Origin of the sequence: Rhizobium sp. YTUHZ045, assembly GCF_051124255.1 — a bacterium.
Classification (GTDB): Bacteria; Pseudomonadota; Alphaproteobacteria; order Rhizobiales; family Rhizobiaceae; genus Rhizobium.
In genome coordinates, this window is sequence record NZ_CP101432.1 from 3,849,418 (window position 1) to 3,875,354 (window position 25,937).

24 protein-coding genes and 1 pseudogene are annotated in these 25,937 nt (G+C 61.9%); 3 read left to right on the forward strand and 22 right to left on the reverse strand.

Going from position 1 to position 25,937, the window contains the following annotated elements:
• The 5 genes from NMA58_RS18935 to NMA58_RS18955 all read right to left on the reverse strand — a co-directional run bounded on the left by NMA58_RS18935 (position 1) and on the right by NMA58_RS18955 (position 5,939).
• A complete protein-coding gene (locus tag NMA58_RS18935) occupies positions 1-885 on the reverse strand; it encodes a F0F1 ATP synthase subunit gamma (RefSeq protein ID WP_097598151.1) in 885 nt (294 codons plus the stop codon).
• 26 nt (positions 886-911) lie between these two features.
• Positions 912-2,441, reverse strand: a complete 1,530-nt coding sequence (gene atpA, locus NMA58_RS18940) for a F0F1 ATP synthase subunit alpha (protein ID WP_008527976.1) — start codon at positions 2,439-2,441, stop codon at positions 912-914.
• The gene (locus NMA58_RS18945; protein WP_085779690.1) at positions 2,441-3,007 is read right to left on the reverse strand and encodes a F0F1 ATP synthase subunit delta; all 567 of its coding nucleotides are present in this window, start codon (positions 3,005-3,007) and stop codon (positions 2,441-2,443) included. Before NMA58_RS18945 ends, atpA begins: the two co-directional genes overlap by 1 nt.
• 255 nt (positions 3,008-3,262) lie before the next feature.
• Entirely contained in the window at positions 3,263-3,652 is a 390-nt protein-coding gene (locus NMA58_RS18950) for a DUF4345 domain-containing protein (protein ID WP_434711587.1), read from the reverse strand.
• Between the two features lie 70 nt (positions 3,653-3,722).
• Complete coding sequence (locus NMA58_RS18955; protein WP_434711588.1) at positions 3,723-5,939, reverse strand: primosomal protein N'; 2,217 nt, start codon at positions 5,937-5,939, stop codon at positions 3,723-3,725.
• Positions 5,940-6,125: 186 nt separating this feature from the next.
• Here NMA58_RS18955 and NMA58_RS18960 point away from each other — a divergent pair, with 186 nt between their 5' ends.
• A complete protein-coding gene (locus NMA58_RS18960) occupies positions 6,126-7,058 on the forward strand; it encodes a dihydrodipicolinate synthase family protein (protein WP_434711589.1) in 933 nt (310 codons plus the stop codon).
• Positions 7,059-7,075: 17 nt separating this feature from the next.
• Here the strand turns inward: NMA58_RS18960 and NMA58_RS18965 are convergent, their stop codons facing one another.
• Both NMA58_RS18965 and NMA58_RS18970 read right to left on the reverse strand, forming a co-directional pair.
• On the reverse strand, positions 7,076-7,516 hold the full coding sequence (locus NMA58_RS18965; protein WP_434711590.1) for a GNAT family N-acetyltransferase: 441 nt from the start codon (positions 7,514-7,516) through the stop codon (positions 7,076-7,078).
• 4 nt (positions 7,517-7,520) lie between these two features.
• A complete protein-coding gene (locus NMA58_RS18970; RefSeq protein ID WP_434711591.1) occupies positions 7,521-8,471 on the reverse strand; it encodes a GNAT family N-acetyltransferase in 951 nt (316 codons plus the stop codon).
• A 139-nt stretch (positions 8,472-8,610) separates the two neighbouring features.
• Between NMA58_RS18970 and NMA58_RS18975 the strand changes: the two genes are divergently transcribed.
• Positions 8,611-9,546, forward strand: a complete 936-nt coding sequence (locus NMA58_RS18975; protein WP_434711592.1) for a tyrosine recombinase XerC — start codon at positions 8,611-8,613, stop codon at positions 9,544-9,546.
• Between the two features lie 176 nt (positions 9,547-9,722).
• Complete coding sequence (locus NMA58_RS18980; protein WP_434713452.1) at positions 9,723-10,799, forward strand: TraB/GumN family protein; 1,077 nt, start codon at positions 9,723-9,725, stop codon at positions 10,797-10,799.
• Positions 10,800-10,811: 12 nt separating this feature from the next.
• On the opposite strand, the gene NMA58_RS18985 is transcribed toward NMA58_RS18980, so the two are convergent.
• From NMA58_RS18985 to NMA58_RS19055, 15 genes and pseudogenes are all read right to left on the reverse strand, one after another.
• Positions 10,812-11,312 carry a cytochrome b gene (locus NMA58_RS18985; protein ID WP_434711593.1) on the reverse strand — a complete coding sequence of 167 codons (501 nt, stop codon included), beginning with the start codon at positions 11,310-11,312 and terminating at the stop codon, positions 10,812-10,814.
• Positions 11,313-11,413: 101 nt separating this feature from the next.
• Complete coding sequence (gene lpdA / locus NMA58_RS18990; RefSeq protein WP_434711594.1) at positions 11,414-12,820, reverse strand: dihydrolipoyl dehydrogenase; 1,407 nt, start codon at positions 12,818-12,820, stop codon at positions 11,414-11,416.
• Between the two features lie 24 nt (positions 12,821-12,844).
• A pseudogene (locus NMA58_RS18995) lies at positions 12,845-13,075 on the reverse strand (LysE family translocator); the annotation flags it as partial.
• 17 nt (positions 13,076-13,092) lie between these two features.
• Positions 13,093-13,845, reverse strand: coding sequence for an SDR family oxidoreductase (locus NMA58_RS19000; RefSeq protein ID WP_434711595.1), 753 nt, complete (start codon positions 13,843-13,845; stop codon positions 13,093-13,095).
• Positions 13,842-14,372 carry a hypothetical protein gene (locus NMA58_RS19005; protein ID WP_434711596.1) on the reverse strand — a complete coding sequence of 177 codons (531 nt, stop codon included), beginning with the start codon at positions 14,370-14,372 and terminating at the stop codon, positions 13,842-13,844. Before NMA58_RS19005 ends, NMA58_RS19000 begins: the two co-directional genes overlap by 4 nt.
• Positions 14,369-15,118 carry a DUF4241 domain-containing protein gene (locus NMA58_RS19010; protein ID WP_097598162.1) on the reverse strand — a complete coding sequence of 250 codons (750 nt, stop codon included), beginning with the start codon at positions 15,116-15,118 and terminating at the stop codon, positions 14,369-14,371. Before NMA58_RS19010 ends, NMA58_RS19005 begins: the two co-directional genes overlap by 4 nt.
• Before the next feature lie 11 nt (positions 15,119-15,129).
• Positions 15,130-16,389 carry a 2-oxoglutarate dehydrogenase complex dihydrolipoyllysine-residue succinyltransferase gene (gene odhB, locus NMA58_RS19015; RefSeq protein ID WP_097598163.1) on the reverse strand — a complete coding sequence of 420 codons (1,260 nt, stop codon included), beginning with the start codon at positions 16,387-16,389 and terminating at the stop codon, positions 15,130-15,132.
• 39 nt (positions 16,390-16,428) lie between these two features.
• Positions 16,429-16,737 (reverse strand): YciI family protein, encoded by a 309-nt coding sequence (locus NMA58_RS19020; protein WP_085779703.1) that lies wholly within the window; start codon positions 16,735-16,737, stop codon positions 16,429-16,431.
• Between the two features lie 15 nt (positions 16,738-16,752).
• Positions 16,753-19,737, reverse strand: a complete 2,985-nt coding sequence (locus NMA58_RS19025) for a 2-oxoglutarate dehydrogenase E1 component (protein WP_434713453.1) — start codon at positions 19,735-19,737, stop codon at positions 16,753-16,755.
• Between the two features lie 167 nt (positions 19,738-19,904).
• Complete coding sequence (gene sucD, locus NMA58_RS19030) at positions 19,905-20,807, reverse strand: succinate--CoA ligase subunit alpha (protein ID WP_008528022.1); 903 nt, start codon at positions 20,805-20,807, stop codon at positions 19,905-19,907.
• 19 nt (positions 20,808-20,826) lie between these two features.
• Positions 20,827-22,020, reverse strand: a complete 1,194-nt coding sequence (gene sucC, locus NMA58_RS19035; protein WP_085779704.1) for an ADP-forming succinate--CoA ligase subunit beta — start codon at positions 22,018-22,020, stop codon at positions 20,827-20,829.
• 34 nt (positions 22,021-22,054) lie between these two features.
• A complete protein-coding gene (gene mdh / locus NMA58_RS19040) occupies positions 22,055-23,017 on the reverse strand; it encodes a malate dehydrogenase (RefSeq protein WP_004679265.1) in 963 nt (320 codons plus the stop codon).
• A gap of 174 nt (positions 23,018-23,191) precedes the next feature.
• Entirely contained in the window at positions 23,192-24,355 is a 1,164-nt protein-coding gene (zapE, locus tag NMA58_RS19045; RefSeq protein WP_434711597.1) for a cell division protein ZapE, read from the reverse strand.
• Between the two features lie 63 nt (positions 24,356-24,418).
• Positions 24,419-24,934 carry an AprI/Inh family metalloprotease inhibitor gene (locus tag NMA58_RS19050; protein ID WP_434711598.1) on the reverse strand — a complete coding sequence of 172 codons (516 nt, stop codon included), beginning with the start codon at positions 24,932-24,934 and terminating at the stop codon, positions 24,419-24,421.
• Between the two features lie 222 nt (positions 24,935-25,156).
• Entirely contained in the window at positions 25,157-25,936 is a 780-nt protein-coding gene (locus tag NMA58_RS19055; RefSeq protein ID WP_011427088.1) for a succinate dehydrogenase iron-sulfur subunit, read from the reverse strand.
• Position 25,937 lies beyond the last annotated feature (1 nt).

Sequence of the window (25,937 nt, forward strand, 5' to 3'; positions counted from 1 at the left end):
TCAGAGCGCTTCCGCGCCCGAAATGATTTCAATCAATTCCTTGGTGATCTGAGCCTGACGCTGACGGTTGTAGCTCAGCGTCAGCTTGTTGATCATCTCACCGGCATTGCGCGTCGCATTGTCCATCGCGCTCATCTTGGCGCCCATCTCGCCCGCGACGTTCTCAAGGAGAGCACGGAAGATCTGGACGGAGATATTGCGCGGGATCAGGTCGTCGAGGATCGACGCCGGATCCGGCTCGTATTCATAGACGGCGCCTGCATGTTCTGCATCCTGGGCGACGGCTTCCGGAGCCTTGGCCGGGATGAGTTGCTGGGCGGTCGGAACCTGTGAGATGACCGACTTGAACTCGGAGTAGAACAGCGTGCAGATGTCGAACTCGCCGGCCTCGTACATCTCGATGACGCGCTTTCCGATCTGGTCGGCATTCTCGAAACCGATCTTCTTGACTTCGCGCAGTTCCTTGCGCTCGATGATCAGCGATGCATATTCACGCCGCAGGATATCGTAGCCCTTCTTGCCGACGGTGAAGATCTTCACCGTCTTGCCCTCGGCAAGCAGCCTGCGGACATGGTCGCGCGCAAAGCGGGCAATCTGCGAGTTGAAACCGCCGCAAAGACCGCGTTCGGCCGTGCAGACCACCAGCAGATGGACCTGGTCCTTGCCGGTGCCGGTCATCAGCGCCGGCGCGCCATCCGCCTCGGTGACGGCCTTGGCAATGTTCGCCAGAACCGCACCCATGCGCTGCGAATAGGGCCGGGCGGCCTCGGCCGCCTCCTGCGCACGCCGAAGCTTCGCCGCGGCGACCATTTTCATCGCCTTGGTGATCTTCTGCGTCGCCTTGACGGAGGCGATCCGGTTTTTCAGATCCTTAAGTGAAGGCATCCGTTATCCGTCCTAACTGGGCCCGATTACTGGAAAGACTTGGCGAAGCTATCGAGAGCAGCGGTGAGCTTGCCCCGAGTATCGTCGCTGATTGCCTTTTCCGTGCGGATCGCATCGAGGATGGCCGAGCCTTCCGAGCGCAGATAGGACAGCAGGCCCTGTTCGAACTTGCCGACCTGAGCGACCGGCAGCTTGTCGAGGTAGCCATTGACACCTGCGAAAATCACGGCGACCTGCTCTTCCGTCTTCAGCGGCGAGAACTGCGGCTGCTTCAGGAGTTCGGTCAGGCGTGCACCGCGGTTCAAGAGGCGCTGCGTCGCAGCGTCGAGGTCCGAACCGAACTGGGCGAATGCGGCCATCTCGCGATACTGGGCGAGTTCGCCCTTGATTGAGCCGGCAACCTGCTTCATCGCCTTGATCTGGGCCGAGGAACCGACGCGCGAAACCGACAGGCCGACGTTAACGGCCGGGCGGATACCCTGGTAGAACAGGTCGGTTTCAAGGAAGATCTGGCCGTCGGTGATCGAGATCACGTTGGTCGGAATGAAGGCCGAGACGTCGTTGCCCTGCGTTTCGATGACAGGCAGAGCGGTCAGCGAACCGGCGCCCTTGTCGTCGTTCATCTTTGCGGCGCGCTCGAGCAGGCGCGAGTGCAGGTAGAAAACGTCGCCCGGATAGGCTTCGCGGCCCGGCGGGCGGCGCAGCAGCAGCGACATCTGACGGTAAGCGACAGCCTGCTTGGACAGGTCGTCATAGCCGATCAGGGCGTGCTGAGCGTTGTCGCGGAAGTATTCGCCCATTGCGCAACCTGCGAACGGAGCGAGGAACTGCATCGGAGCCGGATCGGAAGCGGTCGCGGCGACGATGATCGAGTATTTCAGGGCGCCGCGCTCTTCGAGAACCTTGACGAACTGGGCAACCGTCGAGCGCTTCTGGCCGACGGCGACGTAGACGCAGTAGAGCTTGTCGTTGTCGGGGCCGTTGTCGTGGATCGGCTTCTGGTTCAGGAAGGTGTCGAGCAGGATGGCGGTCTTGCCGGTCTGGCGGTCGCCGATGACGAGCTCGCGCTGGCCGCGGCCGACGGGGATCAGAGCGTCGATGGCCTTGAGGCCGGTCGACATCGGCTCGTGAACCGACTTGCGCGGAATGATGCCTGGAGCCTTGACGTCAACGCGCGCACGGCGGGTCGCGTTGATCGGGCCCTTGCCGTCGATCGGGTTGCCGAGAGCGTCGACGACGCGGCCGAGCAGCTCCGGACCGACCGGCACGTCGACGATGGCGCCGGTGCGCTTGACGGTGTCGCCTTCCTTGATGTCGCGGTCGGAGCCGAAAATAACGACACCAACGTTGTCGGATTCAAGGTTCAGGGCCATGCCGCGGATGCCGCCGGGGAACTCGACCATTTCACCAGCCTGAACATTGTCCAGACCGTAAACGCGAGCGATACCGTCACCGACGGAGAGAACCTGGCCGACTTCCGAGACTTCTGCCTCTTTGCCGAAATTTTTGATCTGGTCTTTGAGAATTGCGGAAATTTCCGCGGCGCGGATATCCATCAGCCGACCTCTTTCAATGCAAGCTTAAGGGTAGAGAGTTTGGTACGAAGAGACGTATCAATCTGACGGGACCCGACCTTGACGATCAGACCACCAAGAATTGACGGATCAACCGTGACAGCAATTGCCACGTCTTTGCCGGTGACGCCCTTCAGCGCCGCCTTCAATTCATTTTCCTGCTCTGCTGAGAGAGCATGGGCCGAGGTGACCTCGGCAGAAATTTCGCCGCGATGATTGGCGGCGATCAGCCGGAAGGCCTTGATCATGCCGGGCAGAGCGAAGAGGCGGCGGTTGCGCGCCACGACCTTCAGGAAGTTGGCGAAGAAGCCCGAGATGCCGGCCTTTTCACTGATGGCGACGATGGCCTTCAGCTGGTCCTCGGCAGAGAAAACCGGGCTCAGTATGAAGCGCTTCAAATCATCGCTCTCATCCAGCATCGCCTGGAAACGGTCAAGGTCTGCAGTTACGGTAGCGACGGCACCCTCTTCGAGCGCCAGCTCGAAAAGCGACGAGGCATAGCGCTCTGCAACACCAGAAGTAAGCTGGGACGTGTCTGCCACTGGCACAAATTTCCCTGATTTCAATCCAAAATCCGGCTCTCGGCGGGCGCCGAACCTATGATCTTGAATTCGTTTTGATTTCCCCCAGAAATCACAAGAGAAGCCTCTTGCTTCTTCCGAAATTCGGGGTCCGTCTAACATAGGATGTTCGGACTCGCAACACGCGTAACGTCCGAATACGCCTTTCGCATGAATTTCTGTTCGCAAAATTGCGCAAAGGCTTCCGGACAGGCCGCGAAGGCGGCCCGCCAGCGGTGAAATTCACGTTTGAATGAAGCCGAAAACATAAAGCAGCGGTAACGCAGCAAGCACGACTTGCACAACCAGAAGTAAATAGTTGACCAGATTGCTCCCCTTATCGGACAGGATCGATATGATCCGCGCAAAGGCAGCCATGCTGAAGGAGGCGCCGAGCGCCATGTAGATCCAATCCTGCGCAAGCAGGATCGCCGAAAGCCCGAAGCCGAGATAGAAGCCGCCCATCGAGCGTCCCTCGCCATATCCTTCCGACCGCCCCTCCTGCACCTGCAAGCCGAGAAGACGGAAAGCATGGCCCGGCGCAAACATCATGATGAAACCGGCCAGCGCCGTAAAAGCGGCGGCGCAGAACGCCAGCTGCTCGCCGAGCTCGCTCGGAAAATAGAATTCCATGCATCAGCCTCAAATCACCCGAAGAATCGGTGTTTTATGACATGAGCCGGAAAAGGAGGAAATGGCGCCATTAGAGAAAACTCTGCGGATCGACGTCGAGCTGCACCTGTACCGACCCGCGCTCCTTCGGAGATTGCGACAGCATCGCCCGCAGAAATCCCTGCATGTCGGAGTTGCGCCGTCCGTGGACCAAAAGGCGGAAGCGGTGGCGGCCGCGCACCAGGGCAAGCGGCGCTTCCGCCGGGCCGAGCACTGAGATGCCGGAGACCTGGGGTGCTGCGTTGCGCATGCCGCGCGCATGATTTTCCGCGTCCTGGCGCATTTCGGCCGAAACGATGATCGAGGCGAGCCGGCCGAACGGCGGCAATGCTGCACGTTCGCGCTCGGTGATTTCGCGCTCGTAAAAGGCATCGGAGTCGCCGGAAACGATTGCCTGCATGACCGGGTGCTGCGGCTGGTAGGTTTGCAGCAGCCCATGGCTCTTCAGGCCTGTCCGCCCGGCGCGGCCGGTTACCTGTGACAGAAGCTGGAAAGTGCGCTCGGCCGCGCGCGGATCGCCATTGGCAAGACCGAGGTCGGCATCGACGATGCCGACCAGCGTCATCAGCGGAAAATTATGCCCCTTGGCAACGAGCTGGGTGCCGATGACGATATCGGCCTCACCCTTGGCAATCGCATCAAGCTCCAGCCGCAGCCGCTTCACGCCGCCCATCATGTCCGAGGAGAGGACGATCGTCCGCGCCTTGGGGAAATGTCGTTCCACCTCTTCGGCGATGCGCTCGACGCCTGGCCCGCAGGCGACCAGATGGTCGAGTGTCCCGCATTCCGGGCATGCCTCGGGCGTGCCCTCGGCATGACCACATTGATGGCACTGCAGCTGCTTGCGGAAGCGATGCTCGACTAGCCAGCTCGAACATTGCGGGCATTGGAAGCGGTGACCGCAGACCCGGCAGAGCGTCAGCGGCGCATAGCCGCGCCGATTGAGAAAAAGCAGCGCCTGCTCCCGCCTCTCCACCGTCTTGCCGATCGCCCGGATCAGCACCGGCGACAGGAAGCCACCCCGCTCCGGCGCGTGTCTGCGCATATCGATGAGATGCAGGTCCGGCAGCGCCGCGTCGCCGAAACGCGTGGGCAGGTGGACAGTGCTGTAGCGGCCGTTCTGCCCATTGACCTGGCTTTCGACCGATGGTGTCGCAGAGACCAGGATGACGGGAAAATCGCCGATGCGGCCGCGCACGACGGCCATGTCACGGGCATTGTAGAAGACCCGATCTTCCTGCTTGTAAGCGGGATCATGCTCCTCGTCGACGATGATGAGGCCGAGATTCTCAAAAGGCAGGAAGAGCGCCGAGCGGGCGCCGGCCACGACGCGCACTTCGCCGGTCACCGCCTGGCGCCAGACTTTTTCGCGCATGCGCGGGGCGAGATCGGAATGCCATTCGGCCGGCTTTGCTCCGAAGCGATCCTGAAAACGCTCGAGGAAACTGGCCGTCAGCGCGATCTCCGGCAGCAGGATCAGCACCTGCTTGCCACGTTTCAAGGTCTCGGCGATCGCCTCGAAATAGACTTCCGTCTTGCCGGAACCCGTGACGCCATCGATCAGCGACACCGAAAATTCGCCCCTGCGGACGTCGGAGACGATTTCCGCCGCCGCCTCTTTCTGCGGCCCTTCGAGGCGCGCGGCGGCAAAGTCGGGATCCGGCATCGCCACGACGGGCGGCGGCGGCAGGAACACCGTTTCGAAAATGCCGAGCGTGACCAGTCCATCGACCACGCTCGTCGAAACACCGGCCGCATGCGCCAGACCGCTGCGCGTCCAGGAGAGACCGTCGGAGGCGGCCGCGAGCACGCGCGCACGCGCCGGTGTCATCCGCTCAGGTTCGCCGCCGACGAATTTCAGCCCCTCCACCATAGGCTCCGGCTCGAAGGCGTTCGGCGCCCTGAGCGCCATGCGCGCGACGAGACCGGGCGGGGAGAGCGTATAGCTCGCCACCCAATCGATGAAATCCCGCATTTCCTTGGAAAGCGGCGGGCAATCGAAGACATGGCTGATCGGCCGAAGTTTCTTCGGATCGACGCCATCTTCGCCGCCGTCCCAGACGACACCGATCACCTGCCGCGGCCCGAGCGGCACCTGCACGACCGAGCCGGGCTCGACCGCCATGCCCTCAGGCACCGAGTAGGAATAGGGTTTCGGCGCCGGCATCGGCACCAGCACCGGAACCGTTCGGTTCGCGGGCGGTGCTTCGAAAAGCGCGCCAAAGAGATCGGACGAATCTATGCTCATCGCGCGAGACCATGCCCGCAAATCGCTGGAATTGGAACCGCAAAGACGCGATGGCTCGTCGGGGGAGAATGTGGATAACGAAGACGCGCCAAGACGGACCGCGGCTTGACGAAAAGGTTGCGGGGCAAGCAATCGGCCGCCTAGATTTCCGGTAGATTTGTTCGACAGCTGAATCGGAGAGCATGAATGGCCAGACTGACCGAGAATGCCAAAGGCGTCTACGTTATCGCCGTAACTCCCTTTGCCGACGACGGCGCGCTCGATCTCGAAAGCGTCGACTGCATGGTCGATTTCTACGAAGGCGCCGGCGTCACCGGCCTGACAGTGCTCGGCCAGCTCGGCGAGGCCCCGAAGCTGTCTGCGGACGAATCGCGGATCGTGGTCGAGCGTGTACTGAAGCGCCTCGACGGGCGCCTGCCGGTGGTCGTCGGCGTGTCGGCGCCCGGACTTGCCCCGATGAGGGAACTCGCCAAGGCCGTCATGGGCGAAGGTGCCGCCGGCGTCATGGTTGCGCCGCCGTGGACCATCAGGACCGACGATCAGGCCTTCGCCTTCTACCAGTCGGTTGGTGAAACCCTGGGTGATACGCCTTTCGTGCTGCAGGACTATCCGCTCACGACCAATGTGACGATCGCATCCGCGGTCATCGAGCGCATCGTCAGGGAGGTGCCGAATTGCGTCATGCTCAAACACGAGGATTGGCCTGGCCTGTCGAAAATCACCGCACTCCGCGCAGCCAGCGACACGCGCGGCATGCGGCGCATCTCCATTCTCTGCGGCAATGGAGGGCTTTTCCTGCCCGAAGAAATGGGCCGGGGCGCCGACGGCGCCATGACCGGCTTCTGCTATCCCGAAATGATGGTCGGCGTCGTCGAAGCCCATAGCGCCGGCAATTCCGATCGCGCCTACGAAATCTTCAATGCCTACCTGCCGCTCGCCCGCTATGAACAGCAGCAGGGCATCGGTCTTGCCTGCCGCAAATACGTGCTTGCCAAGCGCGGCGTCATCAAGTCCGCCACTGTGCGCGAGCCGGGGCCTAGACTTTCAGCGCTCGACATTGCCGATGTCGAGCGGCTTTTGGCCCGCCAGGAGGTCCGCCTCAAGGAGATCGGCGCATGATGGTGTGCGGTCTCGCCTCAACCGCGCAGGTCGAGAACATGGGTGTAGGCATCCTGCTCACTGGGACGAAACTCAAGCGACTCCCAAAATTTCGCCGCACCGTCGTTTCCCGCATCCACGGTGACACAACGGCAGAAGCGCCGCGCATGATCCAGAAGGGCGAGCGCAAGCATCCGCCCGACGCCGCGACCGCGCATCGCGGGGCGGACGTAGAAACGCCGCATCCGCAGCGCTTCCGGCAGGGTGGGTTCGATGGTCATGCCACCAACGCCAACGAGTGTTTCGCCGGCAAACGCGCCGAGCAGCCTTTCGCCGTAACGTGCGAAGCGGATGTCGCCAGCTGCCCACTCATCGATAAGCCGGCCGATATGGAGATGGCCTTCCTGCCGGGCGTCGTGCGCAAGCCCCGCCATCGCCTCCGGCAAACGATCACGGAAGATGCGAATATCGATCGTCACGGTTCTAGACGGCCAGAACCGACATCTCGCGCGGCATCGCCGCAGCCGGCCCGGCGACCGGCACGAAGGTCGCGTCCCCATCGCGGGACATGTCGTGGACAGTATGTTTCTCCAGCGCCTTCGTCACCTCGTTGACATCGCCATCGAGATGTTCGGCGGGAATGAGATTGCCGATCACGAAATCGAAACGGTCGCCGCGCTTGTTCAAGAGTTCGTGGAAAACCGTCATGTCGCGAAGCTCCGTCGACCACTTCGCCAGCCAGTAGAACAGGCCGGAATTGCGCGCCGTCATGTGGACGGGAAGGATCGGCAGATTGTATTTGCGCGCCAGCCCGACGGCCGACGTTTTCCATGGGCGCTCGTTGAGCTGGCCGTTCGCCCAATAGGCAATGCGGCCGGACGGAAAGAGCACGGTGGCCTTGCCTTCCCGCACAGCGTGGTTCGTCAATTGTAGCGTCTCGCGCGCCTTAAGCTTGCTCTTGTGCTCCTCTCGCCATTCGACGGGGATGACCATCTCGGCAAAACGCGGGTTGACGCGGATCGCGTCGCGATTGGCAAAGAACATCATATCGGGCCGGCGCGTTTTCAGCAGATCGAATACGGCGACCCCGTCGGCAATGCCGGTGGGGTGATTGCTGACGAGGATGAAGCCGCCGCTGTCGGGAATGCGTTCGCCGTTGGCGACGCCGATGTCGAGCTTCAGCACGTCGCTCAAATATTCGAACGACTGGAACCCCGGCATCTTGGCAACCGCATTGGCGAATTCGATCGCCTTGTTATAGCGCAGAAGCGTGTAGAGGAACGGTCGCATGACCGGCCAGAGCGGATGTTTCACGATCCTCTGGCCGCGTTCGGCAATCAGCGTATCGACGATGTGACCGGGCTTTCCCTGTGAAACGAGAGCGATCGCTTCCGCGAGTTGTCCGAAAGCCGTCATGGAATCGCGCCGTGCCATGAAAGATCCTGTCTATGGGCTGTAAGCTATCGCAGTACAATATGATCGAAGGATGACAATGGCTTGGCCGGCATTAGCAATTCGATAACCGTTCCTGCTTCAAATTGGCGGACTTGAAGGCAAATTCAAGGCCAGCAACGTGAATGAACTGCTTGTAATCGCCGACCCGCGCCTGATGGCGGAACGCGCTGCGTGGCTCGAAAACCTCGCTCGTGAACGCCGTCTTTCCGAGCATACGATCGATGCCTATGAGCGCGACACCCGCCAGTTTCTGACCTTCCTGACCGGCCATCTCGCCGGCCCGGCGACCCTCGCGGATATCAGGGAATTGCGCCCCGCCGATTTCCGCGCCTTCCTTGCCGCTCGGCGCAGGCAAGGCTCCGGCGCCCGTTCGCTCGGCCGCAATCTCGCCGGCCTTCGCTCGCTGTTGCGTCACCTCGAAAAGAAGGGCCTGGTCAATGCCGCCGGCGCCGGCGCGATCCGTTCGCCGAAGCAGCCGAAGTCGCTGCCCAAACCGCTGTCGGACACGCAGGCGATCACCATCGTCAGCGATGAAGCCCAATTGCATGACGAACCCTGGATTGCCGCGCGCGATGCGGCTGTCATGACACTGCTCTACGGCTGCGGCCTACGCATCTCCGAGGCACTGAATCTCGTTCCCGCCGACCTGCAAAAGGGCGCGACGACGCTGCGCATCACCGGCAAAGGCAACAAGACACGGCTGGTGCCGCTTCTGCCCGTGGTTTTCGACGCGGTCGAAAAATATCGCGCACTCTGCCCATATGATCTCGACAGCGGTGGGCCGCTGTTTCGCGGCGCCCGCGGCGGCAAGCTGCAGGCGGCGATCATCCAGCGGGCCATGCAGAAGCTACGGGGCGCCTTCGGCCTGCCGGAGACGGCGACGCCGCATGCGCTCCGCCACTCCTTCGCCACCCATCTGCTTGCCGGCGGCGGCGATCTGCGCACCATCCAGGAACTGCTCGGCCATGCCAGCCTTTCGACAACACAGGTCTATACCGGCGTCGATGCATCGCGGCTGCTTGAGGCGTATGATCGAGCCCATCCGCGCGCTTGATGGATGTCGTCCAAAATGCGTAGCGCTTGTGACGACGGCACCCCACATTCGACACGCTCAGCGCCCATGAATTCGGCTCGATGCCTGCGCTAAGTTTTCGTTAACGCATTCTCTTAAAGGATTATGCGTAAGCCGAGCGTAGAGCAGAAGCGATTGGGCATGTGGGGAATACCATGATGACGACTTCGATCAGCCGCCGGGCTTTTTTCCTCGCAACACCCGGCAATCTGCTGCTCTGGCTGATTGCGGCCTTCCACATGCTGCTTGTAGCAGCCCTGTTTGTCGCCCTCCTGGCCGCAAGGCCGGCGGCGGCCGAAGACGCTGCCTGCACCGGCCGCAATCTGATGGTCGACTTGCAGCAGAGCGACCCCGCCCGATATGCCGAGGCAGTCAAGGAAGCCGAGGCAACGCCGAACGGCAAGGGCATCTTCTGGAAGATCGAAAAGCCTGGACTTGCCCCCTCATGGCTGCTCGGCAGCATGCATGTGACCGATCCCCGTGTGCTTGCTCTGCCACCGCGCGCCCAGGCCGCCCACGACGCAGCCAATACGATCATCATCGAATCCGACGAGATCCTCGATGAACGCAAGGCAACCGCCGCCCTGCTCGCGCGGCCGGAACTGACGATGTTCACCGACGGCACGACGATCGACAAGCTGCTCTCTGCCGAGGATTACAAGCGCCTGGAAGCCGGCCTCAAGCAGCGCGGCATCCCCCTCACCGCCGTCTCCCGCATGCGGCCATGGATGATCGCCAGCGCCGTCGCCCTTCCGGCCTGCGAACTCGCACGCAAGGCCAGAGGCGTGCAGTTTCTCGACCAGAAAATTGCCAGCGACGCCGTTGCTGAAGGCAAGCAGGTCAAGGGGCTGGAAACCCTTGCCGAGCAGATCCAGGCTATGGCCGATCTGCCGGTCGAATTCCATATGAAGTCGCTGATCGAGACGCTGGAACTCGGAGCCAAAATGAATGATGTCGTCGAAACGATGACCGATCTCTACCTCTCCGGCGATATCGGCATGACCATGCCGATCCTGAAGACAGTGACGCCGGAGAACGAAGGAGATAGCAGCGACTATGCTGCCTTCGAACAGCGGGTCATCCTCGATCGAAACAAGGTCATGGCAGAGCGCGCCGCACCCATTCTCGACGGTGGCAACGTCTTCATGGCCGTCGGCGCCCTGCATCTGCCCGGCGAGGGCGGCGTCATCGAATTGCTGCGCAAGCAGGGCTTCACCGTTACCGCCGTGAACTGAACTCGTTTTCGGTCAGCCGAGCGTCATGCGGCGCAGCACATTGCTCTTCCAATAGAACTGATGGACGAGCGCGCCGGCGACGTGGGCGGCGATCAGCCCCCAAAGAATGACCTTCAAGACATCCGCGTGCACGAAGCCGGCGGGATTGATGCCGAAATAGTAAGCGGCGATGCCGGAAAGCGGCAGCGCGAAGAGCAGGATATAAAGCCCCGCATGGACGAGTTTTGCCCCTAGACGAAAGATCGCCGGCTCCTGCGAAACCTCAGGCGGCACACCCTGCATAAAACGCAGACAGAGCCTGAGGACGGCAAGCAGCAGAATGGCGATGCCGACGTAGGCGTGAATATTCGCCGAGGCAATCTGCTCGGGCGTCGGAACCTCGCCCCTGCGAACGAGCCGGTGCCACATATTCATCCCGTCGGGAAACAGCAGATTGAAGAAGATCAGCAGCGCCACGGCCCAGTGGAGGAAACGTTGGCTGAGACTATAACTCAGGATGGACGGCTGCTGCATTCCTGATCTCCCCCGATGCTCGAACTTTGCGATATGAGACAACTAAAACAGCCGCTTGCCTCTCGGCAAGCGGCTGCGCGCTTCATTACGAAGATGTAAGATTACATATGGATCGGCTTGAAGAAGGTCGCGAGTGCAGCCTCCTTGACCGCTTCGGACATCGTCGGATGTGCATGGCAGGTCCGACCGAGATCTTCCGACGAGCCGCCGAATTCCATTAGCACGGCGATCTCGTGGATCATCTCGCCGGCGCCGAAGCCGACGATATGGCCGCCGAGCACGCGATCGGTCTCCTTGTCCGCGAGGATCTTGACGAAGCCGTCAGTCGCCAGCATCGCGCGGGCGCGACCGTTTGCGGTGAACGGGAACTTGCCGACCTTGTAGGCAATGCCCGCCGCCTTCAGCTCTTCCTCGGTCTTCCCGACCGAAGCGATTTCCGGCTGGGTGTAGACGACGCTCGGAATGACCTCATAATTGACGTGGCCATGCTGACCGGCGAGGATTTCGGCGAGCGCCACACCCTCGTCTTCCGCCTTGTGCGCCAGCATCGGACCCTTCACCACGTCGCCGATCGCATAGATGCCGGCGACATTGGTCCTGAAGTGACCGTCGATCTCGACGCGGCCGCGATTATCGAGCACGACACCTGCCTCTTCCAGGCCGAGGCCTGCGGTATAGGGCTTACGGCCGGTGGCGATCAGCACGACTTCGGCGTCGAGCGTCACCGCGTCACCGCCCTTGACCGGCTCGAACGTGACCTCGGCTCCCTTGCCGCCCTTCTCGACGCCGGTGACCTTGGCGCTGAGGTTGAAATCGATGCCCTGCTTGGCAAGCATGCGCTGGAACTGCTTGGAGACCTCGCCGTCCATGCCGCCGAGGATGGTGTCGAGATATTCGACGACGGTGACCTTGGCGCCGAGACGCGACCAGACCGAGCCGAGTTCGAGGCCGATGACGCCGCCGCCGACGACGATCAACGTTTCCGGCACCTTTTCCAGTGCGATGCCGCCGGTGGAGGAAATGATGGTCTTTTCATCGATCTCGACCTGCACGCCGGGAATTCCGGCGACGTCGGAGCCGGTGGCGATGACGATGTTCTTGCCCTCGATCTCCTGCGCCGTTCCATCCTCGGCGGTGACGGAAACCTTGCCGGCCGACACGATCTTGCCGGTACCCTGGAAAGCGTCGATCTTGTTCTTTTTGAAGAGGAAGGCGACGCCGTCGACATTCGACTTCACCGTCGCATCCTTGTGCGCCATCATGTTGCCGTGGTTGAGCGTCGGCGCCGGCACGTCGATGCCAAGCGCGCTTAATCCGTGGCCGGCCTGATGGAACATTTCGGAAGCATGGAGCAGCGCCTTCGACGGAATGCAGCCGACGTTCAGGCAGGTGCCGCCATAAGTCGCGCGCTTTTCGACGACGGCGACCTTGAGGCCGAGCTGGGCTGCCTTGACGGCGCAGACATAGCCGCCCGGGCCGGTTCCGATAATGATCACATCATAAGACATTGCTTTTCCCTTTGAATTTATCGTTTAGTCGACTGCGCGCGACAGCGCCAGGCGGAAGCCGAAGGCGACGAGTGCCGCTCCGGTGATGCGGTTGAACCATTTGCCGCTGGCGATGAAGCGGTCACGGATCGCCTGACCGTGAAGAAATAAAAGACGCCGGCAAACAAGGCGACCAGCGCCGTCGCCATGCCGATGCCGTAGGAAAAACTGGATAAGGACAGGCGTATCGTGATGCACGAGCGTATACTGCATGCTGTTCTTTACCCGTCTTTCTAGCGGCCGCCGCTCACGTTGAGGATCGAGCCCGTGACATAGGAGGCGGATGGAGAAAGAAGGTAGAGGACGGCGTCCGCCACCTCCTCGGCAGTGCCCGGACGCTGCATCGGGACCGAGGGCGCCATTTCGCGTGCCCGGTCCGGCAGTCCGCCCGAAGCATGCAGATCGGTTTCGATGATACCGGGCCTGACGGCATTCGCACGAATGCCCTCGGCTGCGACCTCGCGCGCGAGCCCCACCGTAAACGTGTCGATAGCGGCCTTCGAGGCGGCATAATCGACATACTGCGCCGCCGAGCCGAGGATCGCGGCCATCGACGAGATGTTGACGATCGCGCCGCCCTGCCCGCCGTGACGGCTCGACATCCGGCGAACGGCCTCTCCCGCGCACAGGATGGAGCCGGTCACATTGACGCGCAGCATCCTTTCGACCCGCTCCATCGACATCTCATCGACCCGCTGCGGATAATCGACAATGCCGGCATTGTTGACCAGCCCGTCGAGCCGGCCGAAATGACGGTCGACCGCTGCAAACATCGCGGCGATATCGGCAGCCTTGCCGACATCGCCCTGGATCGCCACGGCCTCGCCGCCGGCCTCGGTGATCGCCGCAACGACAGCCTCCGCCGCCTGTCGGCTGGAGGCGTAATTCACGGCGACGCGCCAGCCCTGGCGCGCGGCGAGCCGGCAGACCGCGGCGCCAATACCCCGGCTGCCGCCGGTCACGAGAACAACAGGTGCATCACTCATGTCGCACACTCCTTGAAAGTCAGCACGTCCCACGGCGCCACCGAAGCCTTGCCCTCGCCCCAGGCGCTCGATTCACGAATGGCGGGACCAAGGCCGGGAAGCACGAGCTTTTCGGCCGCCGCCGCGCCCTCCGGCTGCAGATTGTCCATCTCGCCCTGGGCATTCATACCGTAGACGGCGCCCTGCCAGACGGTGCATGCATCGAGGTCGGCGCCGGTCGCGTCTCCCTCCGGGCAGTTGAACATCAGGATGCCGATCGCCCGCACCGGATCTTCCGATGGCATCACGTAGCCTTCCATGACGACGGATGTCTCGAGCGCATTGACCTTGAACTGGTTGCTGGCGGCAGCCGAGGGAGAATTCAGCGGTGTAAAACGCAGTTCGTAGGCGCCGTCACGGTCGACATAAACGGCGTGCTCCTGTTTGCAGTCGGCGGCGAACGCGGCAACCGGAATGGCGAAAACCGCGGCAGCTGCAATTGCAGCCACGCCTTTCCGCCCTGCCATGATCCCGATCGCCCCGCTCATTGCACCTTCGCCTCTCGCCGTCCATCGGCATTCTCGATCACACCAAAATCCGTCAAAAGCACCAATGGACGACCGTCCTTGTCGAGGCCCCAGAAGACAGGATAGACACCGTCGCCCCAGCCGCTCCAGAACACGGCGACGTTGCCCTTCTTGCCGGCAATCGGCCGGTGCAGCGCATAGTGGTTCTTGTTGGCATCCAGGTCCGAAGCCAGCACGTCATCATAATAGTTGATGTCGACGCCCGGCTTCTGCGCCTGGACCTGCGCTTCACGCTCATCGATCAGCGCCAGCGTATCGGCATCCATGTAGCAGCCGATGCCGGCATCGACGGGATAGCCGAAGATCTCGTCATCCTTCAGCATCGCCGGGTCCTGCCCGGGAAGGACGGCTAGCTCCCAATGATCGGGCTTGCCCTCGGCAAACCGCATGCTGGCCGCCGCGATGCGACCGAAGGCCCGGTAGAGCGTCACCGGATAGTCACCCGGCGCAACCGTTCTTGCCAGCGCCGGACGATCCGGCTGAGCAAGCGGATCGGCAGCGACAATGCGCCCCGACGTCAGCTCGACATCGCCCATATGGACCACGTCGATCGACCGGCTGGAGAGTTCGGCATCATCAAACGCCACCAACTCGAAGTTGCTGCTGGCCTTGCCGACATCCCAGCCGGCAGCCGATGCGGAGACCGGCGCATGCGCGGCGGCAGCGCAAAGAAGAAGGCGCGCCGCTCGCATGACCCGGTTCCGCATCGAAATGCTCCTTAGAGATCGAGAACCAGACGTTCCGGATCTTCGAGGCTCTCCTTGACACGCACGAGGAAGGTGACCGCTTCCTTGCCGTCGACGATACGGTGATCGTAGGACAGCGCCAGATACATCATCGGACGGATGACCACCTGGCCGCCGATCGCAACCGGCCGCTCCTGGATCTTGTGCATGCCGAGAATGCCGGACTGCGGCGCGTTGAGGATCGGCGAAGACATCAGAGAACCGTAGACGCCGCCATTGGTGATGGTGAAGGTGCCGCCCTGCATGTCGGCCATAGCAAGCGAGCCGTCACGGGCCGCCTTGGCAAGGCGGCCGAGTTCCTTCTCGATTTCGGCGATCGACATCTGGTCGGCGTCGCGGATAACAGGAACGACGAGGCCCTTGTCGGTGCCGACGGCCATGCCGACATGGCAGTAGTTCTTGTAGATGATGTCGGTGCCGTCGATCTCGGCATTGACTGCCGGCAGTTCCTTCAGGGCATGCGTCACCGCCTTGGTGAAGAAGCCCATGAAGCCGAGCTTGACGCCGTGCTTCTTCTCGAAAATGTCCTTGTACTTGTTGCGCAGGTCCATGACTGCCTTCATGTCCACCTCGTTATAGGTGGTCAGCATGGCGGCGGTGTTCTGCGCGTCCTTGAGGCGCTTGGCGATCGTCTGGCGCAGGCGCGTCATCTTCACGCGCTCTTCGCGTGAGGCATCCTCGACCGTCGACGGGCCACGCGCTGCAACCGGCGCCGCTGCCGGTACGGCCGCCGGAGCGGAAATGCCCTTGGCGACGGCGGCGATGACATCGCCCTTCAGCACCTGGCCGCGTTTGCCGCTGCCGTCGACCTGATCGGCGGAAAGATTGCTTTCGGCCAGCATCTTCGCAGCCGCCGGTGCCGGCGGCATGGTGGAGACGGAAGCGCTCGACGACGATGCAGCGGCAGCAGCAGCTGGCTGGGCCGCGGCAGCCGGGGCTGGCTGGGCGGGAGCGGCGGCCGGTGCGGCAGCAGCCGGCGCGGCGGCGGCGCCGGCACCTGCGGAGATCTGGCCGAGCAACGCACCGAGGCCGACGGTCTCGCCGGCGGCAGCGACGATTTCCGAAAGCGTGCCGGAGACGGGCGCGGGAACTTCGATGGTCACCTTGTCGGTTTCAAGCTCCAGAATCGGCTCGTCGGCCTTGATGGCGTCGCCGACCTTCTTGAACCAGGTGCCGACGGTTGCCTCGCTGACGGATTCACCGAGAGTTGGAACGCGGATTTCTGTGGCCATTGTTCAAATCCTGATTTCGTGTGTTTTCGTTTATGCGTTTCAGACGGCGGGCGGCCGCAAAATGATCGAGGGCATCGGCAGGATATCGAAACGGAAACCGAGACCGGAAGCGATGATGGGATCGCCGTCGGCAAGCGCTTGTGCCGCCGCCTGATCCTCGACTTCGACGACTGCCATGCCGAAGGCGCCTTGACCCTCGAACACGGGACCGACGACAATTGCCGATCCCGCAAGGGCCTGCCGATGCCAATATTCGACGTGGCGTTTCATCGCCGCCATTTCTTCCCCCGTCCCGTCGTGCGGAAAAGTGGGGCGCGGCGGCAGCAGTCTCAGAAAGAAGTAAGCCATTGCGCCCCCCTTGATTTAGCCGCCCAATGCATCCTCGAGGAATGCGGCGAGCTGAGACAGATGCTTCGACATCAGGCCCGTCGCCGGCGAGGCGGCGGCCGGACGGCCGGTATAGCGGACGCGCTGGTATTTCGCATCGATATGGGCGAGCACCCATTCGAGGAACGGGTCGATGAACGACCATGCGCCCATGTTCTTCGGCTCTTCCTGGCACCAGACCATCTCGGCATTGCGGAAGCGCGACAGCTCGTTGATCAGCGCCTTTGCCGGGAACGGATAGAGCTGCTCGACGCGCAGGAGATAGATGTCGTCGATGCCGCGTTTTTCACGCTCTTCGAGAAGATCGTAATAGACCTTGCCGGAGCACATGACGACGCGGCGGATCTTGTTGTCCTTCTGCAGCTTGATCGGGCCGTCCTTGATCACCTCGGCATCATCCCACAGCAGGCGGTGGAAGGCGGATTCACCGGCCAGTTCGGCAAGTGTCGAGACCGCTCGCTTGTGGCGCAGCAGCGACTTCGGCGTCATCAGGATCAGCGGCTTGCGGAAGTCGCGCTTCAGCTGCCGGCGCAGGATGTGGAAATAGTTCGCCGGCGTCGTGACATTGGCGACCTGCATGTTGTCTTCCGCGCAGAGCTGCAGGAAGCGTTCCAGGCGAGCCGAGGAGTGCTCCGGACCCTGACCTTCATAGCCGTGCGGCAACAGGCACACGAGGCCGGACATGCGCAGCCACTTGCGTTCGCCCGAGGAGATGAACTGGTCGAAGACCACCTGCGCGCCGTTGGCGAAATCGCCGAACTGCGCTTCCCAGAGCGTCAGCGCATTCGGGCGGGCGAGCGAGTAGCCGTATTCGAAGCCGAGCACGGCCTCTTCCGAAAGCATCGAATTGATGACTTCGTAGCGGGCCTGCGTCGGCGAAAGATTGGCGAGCGGAATGTAGCGTTCCTCGGTCTCCTGATCGTAGAGAACCGAGTGACGCTGCGAGAAGGTGCCGCGTTCGCAATCCTGACCGGACAGACGGATCTTGTGGCCTTCCAGGCAGAGCGCGCCAAAGGCGAGCGCTTCAGCCATCGCCCAGTCGAGGCCCTCGCCGGTGGCGATCATGTTGGCCCGGTTTTCCATGAAACGCTGGATCGTGCGGTGCGCATTGAAGCCTGCCGGGATTTCAGAGAGCTTGCGGCCGATCTCCTTCAGCGTCTTCATCGGCACCGCGGTCTTGCCGCGGCGCTGTTCGTCGGCATTGTCGGCCGTGCGCAGGCCCGACCACTCGCCATCCAGCCAGTCGGCCTTATTCGGCTTGTAGTGCTGGCCGGCGTCGAACTCCTGCTCGAGATGCGCGCGCCAGTCGGCCTTCATTTTCTCGACTTCGCCTTCGGTGACCAGGCCCTCGGCGACGAGGCGGGCCGCATAGAGTTGCAGCACGGTCTTGTGGCCGCGGATCACCTTGTACATCTTCGGCTGCGTGAAGGACGGCTCGTCGCCTTCATTGTGGCCGTAGCGGCGATAGCAGAACATGTCGAGTACCACAGGCTTGTGGAACTTCATGCGGAATTCGGTCGCGATCTTGGCTGCGTAGACGACCGCTTCCGGATCGTCGCCGTTGACGTGCAGGATCGGTGCTTCGATCATCTTGGCGACGTCGGACGGATAGGGCGACGAGCGCGAGAAGGCCGGATTGGTGGTGAAGCCGATCTGGTTGTTGATGATGACGTGCATGGTGCCGGCAACACGATGGCCGCGCAGACCGGAAAGACCGAGGATTTCGGCAATGACGCCCTGGCCGGCGAAGGCCGCATCGCCATGGATCAGCAGCGGCAGAACCTTGGCGCGTTCGGAAAGCGGAATGATGTCGCCTTCCCACACCGTAGCGCTCATGTCCTGCTTGGCGCGAGCCTTGCCCATCACGACAGGATCGACGATTTCGAGATGCGACGGGTTCGCCGTCAGCGACACGTGTACCTTGTTGCCGTCGAATTCGCGGTCGGAGGATGCACCGAGATGGTACTTGACGTCGCCCGAGCCTTCGACTTCATCGGGTGCGTAGGAACCGCCCTTGAATTCGTGGAAGATGGCGCGGTGCGGCTTGCCCATGACCTGCGAGAGCACGTTGAGGCGGCCGCGATGGGCCATGCCAAACACGGCTTCCTTCAGGCCGAGATGACCACCGCGCTTCAGGATCTGCTCCAGAGCCGGGATCAGCGATTCGCCGCCATCCAGGCCGAAGCGCTTGGTGCCCTTGAACTTGACGTCGAGGAACTGCTCGTAGCCTTCGGCTTCGACGAGTTTCGAAAGGATGGCCTTCTTGCCCTCAGGCGTGAAGGCCACGCCCTTGTCCGGGCCTTCGATGCGCTCCTGGATCCACGCCTTCTCTTCCGGGTTGGAGATATGCATGAATTCGACGCCGAGTGTCGAGCAGTAGGTGCGCTCGAGGATCTCGATCATTTCGCGGATTGTCGCGTATTCCAGGCCGAGCACGTTGTCGATGAAGATCTTGCGGTCGTAATCGGCTGATGTGAAGCCATAATTTTCCGGCGACAGTTCGCGATAATCATCGACGGTGGCGGCGATTCCGAGCGGGTCAAGCTTGGCGTGCAGGTGGCCGCGCATGCGGTAGGCGCGGATCATCATGATGGCGCGGACGGAATCGCGCGTCGCCTGCAGCACGTCGGTGCTGTCGGCAGGCTTGCCCTCGGCTGCGGCCTTGGCCTTCACCTTCGTCTCGATCACCTTCTCGACGATGCCCCAGTCGCCGTCGAGAGCCGACACCAGATCGCCGCCGGCTGCCAGAGGCCAGTTCTGTCTACGCCAGGAAGCTCCCTTTGCCGCCTTTTTCACATCGGCAGGATCGTCTTCCAGCGCCTTGAAGAAGGCGCGCCATTGATCGTCGACCGACGCCGGATCCTCTTCGTAGCGCGCATAGAGTTGCTCGATATAGGCCGCGTTGGCGCCATCCAGAAACGAGGTGATCTGAAACTGCTCGTTGGCTTCTTGCCGTGCCATGGTGATATGCGAACGCTTCCGTCCGCCTCCTGACTTTGATGATTTTGCCGGATCGATCGCCGGCTGCCGCATTCCGATCGCCGCCTGTCCGCGGCGCATCTGCTGCTCTCGTATGCAAGCCGGGCGAAGGCGCAGATGCCGTTCCTCCGCCCGGTCTATAGGCGGCTTCAGCCCTTCAGGACTTCCACCAGCGTCTTGCCGAGGCGGGCCGGAGACGGAGACACCTTGATGCCAGCCGATTCCATCGCCGCGATCTTCGATTCAGCGTCGCCCTTGCCGCCGGATACCACGGCGCCGGCATGGCCCATGGTGCGGCCCTTCGGTGCCGTACGGCCTGCGATGAAGCCGGCCATCGGCTTCTTGCGGCCCTTCTTAGCCTCGTCCTTCAGGAACTGGGCTGCGTCTTCTTCGGCGGAGCCGCCGATTTCGCCGATCATGATGATCGAAGTCGTGGCTTCGTCGGCGAGGAACATCTCGAGCACATCGATGAACTCGGTGCCCTTGACTGGGTCGCCGCCGATGCCGACGGCCGTCGTCTGGCCGAGACCTTCGTTGGAGGTCTGGAAGACGGCTTCATAGGTCAGCGTGCCCGAGCGGGACACGATCCCGACCGAACCCTTGCGGAAGATCGAGCCCGGCATGATGCCGATCTTGCATTCTTCCGGCGTCAGGATGCCCGGGCAGTTCGGCCCAAGCAGGCGCGACTTGGAGCGGTCGAGGCGAGCCTTCACGCGCACCATGTCCATGACCGGAATGCCTTCGGTGATGCAGGTGATGAACGGTATCTCGGCGTCGATCGCTTCGATGATCGCATCGGCAGCGCCCGCCGGCGGAACATAGATGACGGTCGCATCGGCGCCGGTCTTTTCCTTGCCCTCGGCAACGGTCGCGAAGATCGGCAGGCTTTCGCCCTTTGCGCCGGTCCAGGTTTCACCACCCTTCTTCGGGTGGATGCCGCCGACCATCTGGGTGCCGTAATAAGCGAGCGCCTGTTCGGTGTGGAACGTGCCGGTCTTGCCGGTCAGACCCTGAACGAGGACCTTGGTGTCTTTATTGACGAGAATAGACATTCTTTCCGATCCCTCAAAATTAGCCGTTGATCGCCGCGACGATCTTCTTGGCCGCATCGTCCAAGTCGTCAGCCGCCGTGATCGCGAGACCCGACTCGTTCAGGATCTTCTTGCCGAGCTCGACATTGGTGCCTTCAAGGCGCACGACGAGGGGAACCTTGAGACCGACTTCCTTGACCGCGGCAATGACGCCTTCAGCGATGACGTCGCACTTCATGATACCGCCGAAGATGTTGACGAGAATGCCCTCGACCTTCGGGTCTGCGGTGATGATCTTGAAGGCCGCAGCGACTTTCTCCTTGCCGGCGCCGCCACCGACGTCGCAGAAGTTGGCCGGCTCCTTGCCGTACAGCTTGATGATATCCATCGTTGCCATGGCGAGGCCCGCGCCGTTGACCATGCAGCCGATATTGCCGTCGAGCGCGACGTAAGCGAGGTCCCACTTGGAAGCCTCGATTTCCTTGGCGTCTTCTTCGGTCTCGTCGCGCAGCGCCCGGACGTCGTCGTGACGGAAGAGCGCATTGCCGTCGAAGGACATCTTGGCGTCAAGAACGCGCAGATGGCCATTCTTCATGACGATCAGCGGATTGATTTCGAGAAGCGACATGTCCTTCTCGTTGAAGGCCTTGTAGAGCAGCGGGAAGAGCGACTTGGCGTCTTCTGCGGCAGCACCTTCGAGCTTGAGAGCGGCGGATATCTTGGCGACGTCGGCAGTCGTCACGCCGGCTTCCGGATCGATGGCGATCGTCTGGATCTTTTCGGGCGTATCGTGCGCGACGGCCTCGATGTCCATGCCGCCTTCGGTGGAGACGACGAAGGCGACCTTGCCGACCGAGCGGTCGACCAGCAGCGAGCAGTAGAGTTCGCGTTCGATGTCGGCGCCGTCTTCGATGTAGAGACGGTTGACCTGCTTGCCGGCTTCGCCGGTCTGCGCAGTCACCAACGTGTTGCCGAGCATCTCCTTGACGTTGGCAACGACGTCTTCGATCGACTTGGCGAGACGTACGCCGCCCTTGGCTTCCGGCGACAGTTCCTTGAACTTGCCCTTGCCGCGGCCGCCTGCATGGATCTGGCTCTTGACCACGTAAAGCGGGCCGGGAAGCGACTTGGCGGCCGCCTCGGCTTCTTCAACCTTGAGAATTGCCACACCCTCGGCAACCGGCGCGCCATAGCCCTTCAGCAGAGCCTTGGCCTGATATTCATGAATGTTCATGGGTCTATCCCTGTTTCGATTACTTCAGCGCCGATTACTTCAGGGCAGGCGCGATGTTGATGCAGGCTTCGCACAGACCGGCGACAGCGGCCACCGACTTGTCGAAGGCTTCCTTCTCAGTCTTGTTGAGGTCGATCTCGATGACGCGCTCGACGCCGCCGGCGCCGATGACGGTGGGAACGCCGACATACATGTCCTTGACGCCGTACTGGCCGGTCAGATGGGCCGCGCAAGGCAGAACGCGCTTCTTGTCCTTGAGGTAGGATTCGGCCATTTCGATCGCCGAGGCAGCCGGCGCATAATAGGCCGAACCGGTCTTCAGCAGGCCAACGATCTCGGCGCCGCCGTCACGGGTGCGCTGGATGATCTCTTCGAGGCGCTCCTTGGTGACCCAGCCCATGGTGACGAGGTCGGTGAGCGGAATGCCGCCGACCGTCGAGTAGCGGGCGAGCGGCACCATCGTGTCGCCGTGGCCGCCGAGAACGAAGGCCGTCACGTCCTGAACGGAGACGTTGAATTCCTTGGCGAGGAAGAGGCGGAAGCGCGAGGAATCGAGAACGCCTGCCATGCCGACGACCTTGTTTGCCGGAAGTCCGGAAAACTTCTGCAGCGCCCAGACCATGGCATCGAGCGGGTTGGTGATGCAGATCACGAAGGCGTTCGGGGCATACTTCTTGATGCCGGCGCCGACCTGCTCCATGACCTTGAGGTTGATGCCGAGCAGGTCGTCGCGGCTCATGCCCGGCTTGCGCGGGACGCCAGCGGTGACGATGCAGACGTCGGCGCCTTCGATCGCCGAGTAGTCGCTGGCGCCGGTCAGATTGGCGTCGAAGCCTTCGACCGGCGAGGACTGTGCGATGTCGAGGCCCTTGCCCTGGGGGATGCCGTCGGCGATGTCGAAGAGGACGATGTCGCCCAGTTCCTTCAGGCCGGCGAGATGCGCCAGTGTACCACCAATCATGCCAGAACCAATGAGTGCGATCTTGTTACGCGCCATTTCGCTGTTTCCTTTGCGATCAAATCCGTCGAACGACGCTGCAAGGCCGCTCAATGACGCAATCGCATAGACCCAAAGGCTAAAAATGGCAATCCATTAATTTTGATGCAGCGTTTTCAATCGTTTAGATGCCAAAATTCTTACGTAAACGTAAGATATTTTGTCGCAATGCTGTTATTCAGCGGCGCGTTTATCATGGTGCAGTGCAAGGTATTCCGCGCTCCGCATCTCGAACAGGCGCGATGCCGTGCGATCGAATTCAAAGCTCTCGGTGCCACGACGGTTGACGAGCAAGTCCTCCGGCATCGCCGCTGCCGATATGTAAAGCCGCACGGCATGATCGTAGAGCGTATCGACCAGAATGATGAAACGCTTGATCTGGTTCCGCTTCTCCGGCCCGAGCAAGGGAACGTGATCGAGGAAGACCATATCGAAGCGTTCGGCGATGGCCAGGAAGTCTGCGGCCCCGAGCGGCTTGTCGCAGAGATCGGCGAAAGAGAAGCGCGCCATGCGGTCGGCGGCAAGCGGCACGTGGATGGAGCGCCCCTTCATCGGTATATCGAGCGGCTGCGCCTTGCGCCCATGCAGCGCCTGCGTCCAGGACGCTTCCATCGCCATGTCATTATGTTCGCTGAGCGGCACGAGATAGACCGGCAGGCTATTCAGCTTCTCCATCCGGTAGTCGGTCGGCGAATCCAGTGTGACGACATCGACACGCTGCTTGAGCAGAGCGAGGAAGGGCAGGAACAGGCCGCGATTGAGCCCATCCTTGTAGAGATTGTCCGGTTCGACATTCGAGGTCGCCACCAGCACGCATCCCCGCGCGAAGAGTTCGGAAAACAACCGCGACAGGATCATCGCGTCGGCAATGTCGGTGACGGTGAATTCATCGAAGCAGAGCAGTTCCGCTTCATCGTAGAGGGCTGCGGCGACCGGCGGCATCGGATCGGCCTGCTTCGTCTCGCCGTTCTTGAGCTTCAGCCGGTGTGCCGCGATACGGTTGTGCACATCCGCCATGAATTCATGGAAATGCGCCCGGCGCTTCTTCCTGCACGGCGCCATGGCAAAGAACATGTCCATCAGCATGGTCTTGCCGCGTCCGACGCTGCCGTGAATATAGAGCCCCCTAATGCCGTCGGCGGCTTTTTTCTTCTTGGCAAACAGCCAACCGAGCGCGCTCGCTTTGGCCGCCGGCCGCAACTGCTTCAGCCCGGCAAGCACCCGATCCAGGCTTTTGGCCACCTCGATTTGGGCGGAATCGACCTGCAACGTACCGGCAAGCGTCAGCGATTTAAGCTGTTCGCAAACGCTGAGCGTATAATCTGGCATTGGCTGCATGAGGGCACGTCCGCCTGTCGGTCATCAGCGGCGCACCGCCGGATCGTTTACCGCGCGGTTGGTTTACCGGCTGAGGCTGATCTGCTGACCTGTATTCGTCTGGCCCTGGAAGCGATTGTCGGCCGTCTTGTAGACGCTGCCGATCTGGTTGCCCGAACGATCCTTGAGCAGCACCTGCTTGCCGGCGACCTCCCAGGAGCCCATCGCCGTCAGCTCGCCGACGCAGCCGCGCGTGCCGCCACGCGACCCGCTGCCGAGATTGGTGAGCGTCAGGAACATGTCGCAGCTGCCGTTGACGCGCCAGCTTCCGACCATCGATTCCTTGGTGACGTCGAGCGCATTCGCTGCCATGGCGCCTGACTGCGTCCCAGGCATCGGTGCCGTCGCCGTCGGCGCGGCCGGAAACTGCGAGCTGCCGGTCGGCGGCGGAAGCTGGCCGCCCTGCACAGAGGGCACAGGCTGCGCCGTCAACGGCGCCGGTCCGGCGTTCGAGTTGGAGCTATAATCATATGCCGTACGCTGACAACCGGCTAGCGCGAGAGCCACCACCAGACCTGTCATCGCATATCGCAACTGCATCATCATACTCCTGAATTCGGCTATCGCCGCAAAGAACGGGCGTGAGACAAGTTCGATTATCGTAATTCGCTTTGGTTAATCAAGTCGGGTTGCAGAAATTGCCCGTGACAACACCTAACCGAAAAACGATACAGTTCAACCGCACCGCTGCAAAACTTCCTGCACATGAATTTTGTCAGGAAGGTGTTGCACGCGCGTATCTCCGCCCGACTCCCGCAGTGATCAGACCCGGCGCTCGACCATCATCTTCTTGATTTCGGCGATTGCCTTGGCTGGATTGAGGCCCTTCGGGCAGGTCTGCGCACAGTTCATGATCGTGTGGCAGCGGTAAAGACGGAACGGATCCTCGAGGTTATCGAGACGCTCGCCGGTCGCCTCGTCTCTGGAGTCGATCAGCCAGCGATAGGCCTGCAGCAGAACGGCCGGACCTAGATAACGGTCTCCATTCCACCAGTAGCTCGGACAGGAGGTCGAGCAACAGGCGCAGAGGATGCATTCATAAAGACCGTCGAGCTTCTGCCGGTCCTCATGGCTCTGCTTCCATTCCTTGGCCGGCGTCGGCGACACCGTCTTCAGCCACGGCTCGATCGAGCGATGCTGGGCGTAGAAGTTGCTGAGATCGGGCACCAGATCCTTGACGACGGGCAGATGCGGCAGCGGATAGATCTTCACCGCGCCCGTAATATCGTCGAGGCCCTTGGTGCAGGCAAGCGTGTTGGTACCGTCGATGTTCATCGCGCAGGAGCCGCAGATGCCCTCGCGACAGGAACGGCGCAGCGTCAGCGTCGGATCGATCTTGTTCTTGATGTAGAGCAGGCCGTCGAGAACCATCGGGCCGCAATCGTCGACATCGATGTAGAAAGTGTCGATCGACGGGTTCTGACCATCATCCGGGCTCCAGCGATAGACGCGGAATTCGCGCGTGTTTGTTGCACCGGCCGGCTTCGGCCAGACCTTGCCTTCGCGCATCTGGGAGTTCTTGGGGAGAGCGAGTTCAACCATG

Bases quoted from the DNA above. Each gene is read 5' to 3' on its own strand.
- NMA58_RS19000 (WP_434711595.1), bottom strand. From the start codon at position 13,845: ATGAGTGATGCACCTGTTGTTCTCGTGACCGGCGGCAGCCGGGGTATT.
- NMA58_RS18985 (WP_434711593.1), bottom strand. From the start codon at position 11,312: ATGCAGCAGCCGTCCATCCTGAGTTATAGTCTCAGCCAACGTTTCCTC.
- NMA58_RS19050 (WP_434711598.1), bottom strand. From the start codon at position 24,934: ATGCAGTTGCGATATGCGATGACAGGTCTGGTGGTGGCTCTCGCGCTA.
- NMA58_RS19010 (WP_097598162.1), bottom strand. From the start codon at position 15,118: ATGCGGAACCGGGTCATGCGAGCGGCGCGCCTTCTTCTTTGCGCTGCC.
- NMA58_RS18935 (WP_097598151.1), bottom strand. From the start codon at position 885: ATGCCTTCACTTAAGGATCTGAAAAACCGGATCGCCTCCGTCAAGGCG.
- NMA58_RS18955 (WP_434711588.1), bottom strand. From the start codon at position 5,939: ATGAGCATAGATTCGTCCGATCTCTTTGGCGCGCTTTTCGAAGCACCG.
- sucD (WP_008528022.1), bottom strand. From the start codon at position 20,807: ATGTCTATTCTCGTCAATAAAGACACCAAGGTCCTCGTTCAGGGTCTG.
- lpdA (WP_434711594.1), bottom strand. From the start codon at position 12,820: ATGTCTTATGATGTGATCATTATCGGAACCGGCCCGGGCGGCTATGTC.
- zapE (WP_434711597.1), bottom strand. From the start codon at position 24,355: ATGCAGCCAATGCCAGATTATACGCTCAGCGTTTGCGAACAGCTTAAA.
- NMA58_RS19005 (WP_434711596.1), bottom strand. From the start codon at position 14,372: ATGAGCGGGGCGATCGGGATCATGGCAGGGCGGAAAGGCGTGGCTGCA.
- sucC (WP_085779704.1), bottom strand. From the start codon at position 22,020: ATGAACATTCATGAATATCAGGCCAAGGCTCTGCTGAAGGGCTATGGC.
- mdh (WP_004679265.1), bottom strand. From the start codon at position 23,017: ATGGCGCGTAACAAGATCGCACTCATTGGTTCTGGCATGATTGGTGGT.
- NMA58_RS19055 (WP_011427088.1), bottom strand. From the start codon at position 25,936: ATGGTTGAACTCGCTCTCCCCAAGAACTCCCAGATGCGCGAAGGCAAG.
- NMA58_RS18960 (WP_434711589.1), top strand. From the start codon at position 6,126: ATGGCCAGACTGACCGAGAATGCCAAAGGCGTCTACGTTATCGCCGTA.
- NMA58_RS18950 (WP_434711587.1), bottom strand. From the start codon at position 3,652: ATGGAATTCTATTTTCCGAGCGAGCTCGGCGAGCAGCTGGCGTTCTGC.
- NMA58_RS18980 (WP_434713452.1), top strand. From the start codon at position 9,723: ATGACGACTTCGATCAGCCGCCGGGCTTTTTTCCTCGCAACACCCGGC.
- NMA58_RS19025 (WP_434713453.1), bottom strand. From the start codon at position 19,737: ATGGCACGGCAAGAAGCCAACGAGCAGTTTCAGATCACCTCGTTTCTG.
- atpA (WP_008527976.1), bottom strand. From the start codon at position 2,441: ATGGATATCCGCGCCGCGGAAATTTCCGCAATTCTCAAAGACCAGATC.
- odhB (WP_097598163.1), bottom strand. From the start codon at position 16,389: ATGGCCACAGAAATCCGCGTTCCAACTCTCGGTGAATCCGTCAGCGAG.
- NMA58_RS19020 (WP_085779703.1), bottom strand. From the start codon at position 16,737: ATGGCTTACTTCTTTCTGAGACTGCTGCCGCCGCGCCCCACTTTTCCG.
- NMA58_RS18970 (WP_434711591.1), bottom strand. From the start codon at position 8,471: ATGGCACGGCGCGATTCCATGACGGCTTTCGGACAACTCGCGGAAGCG.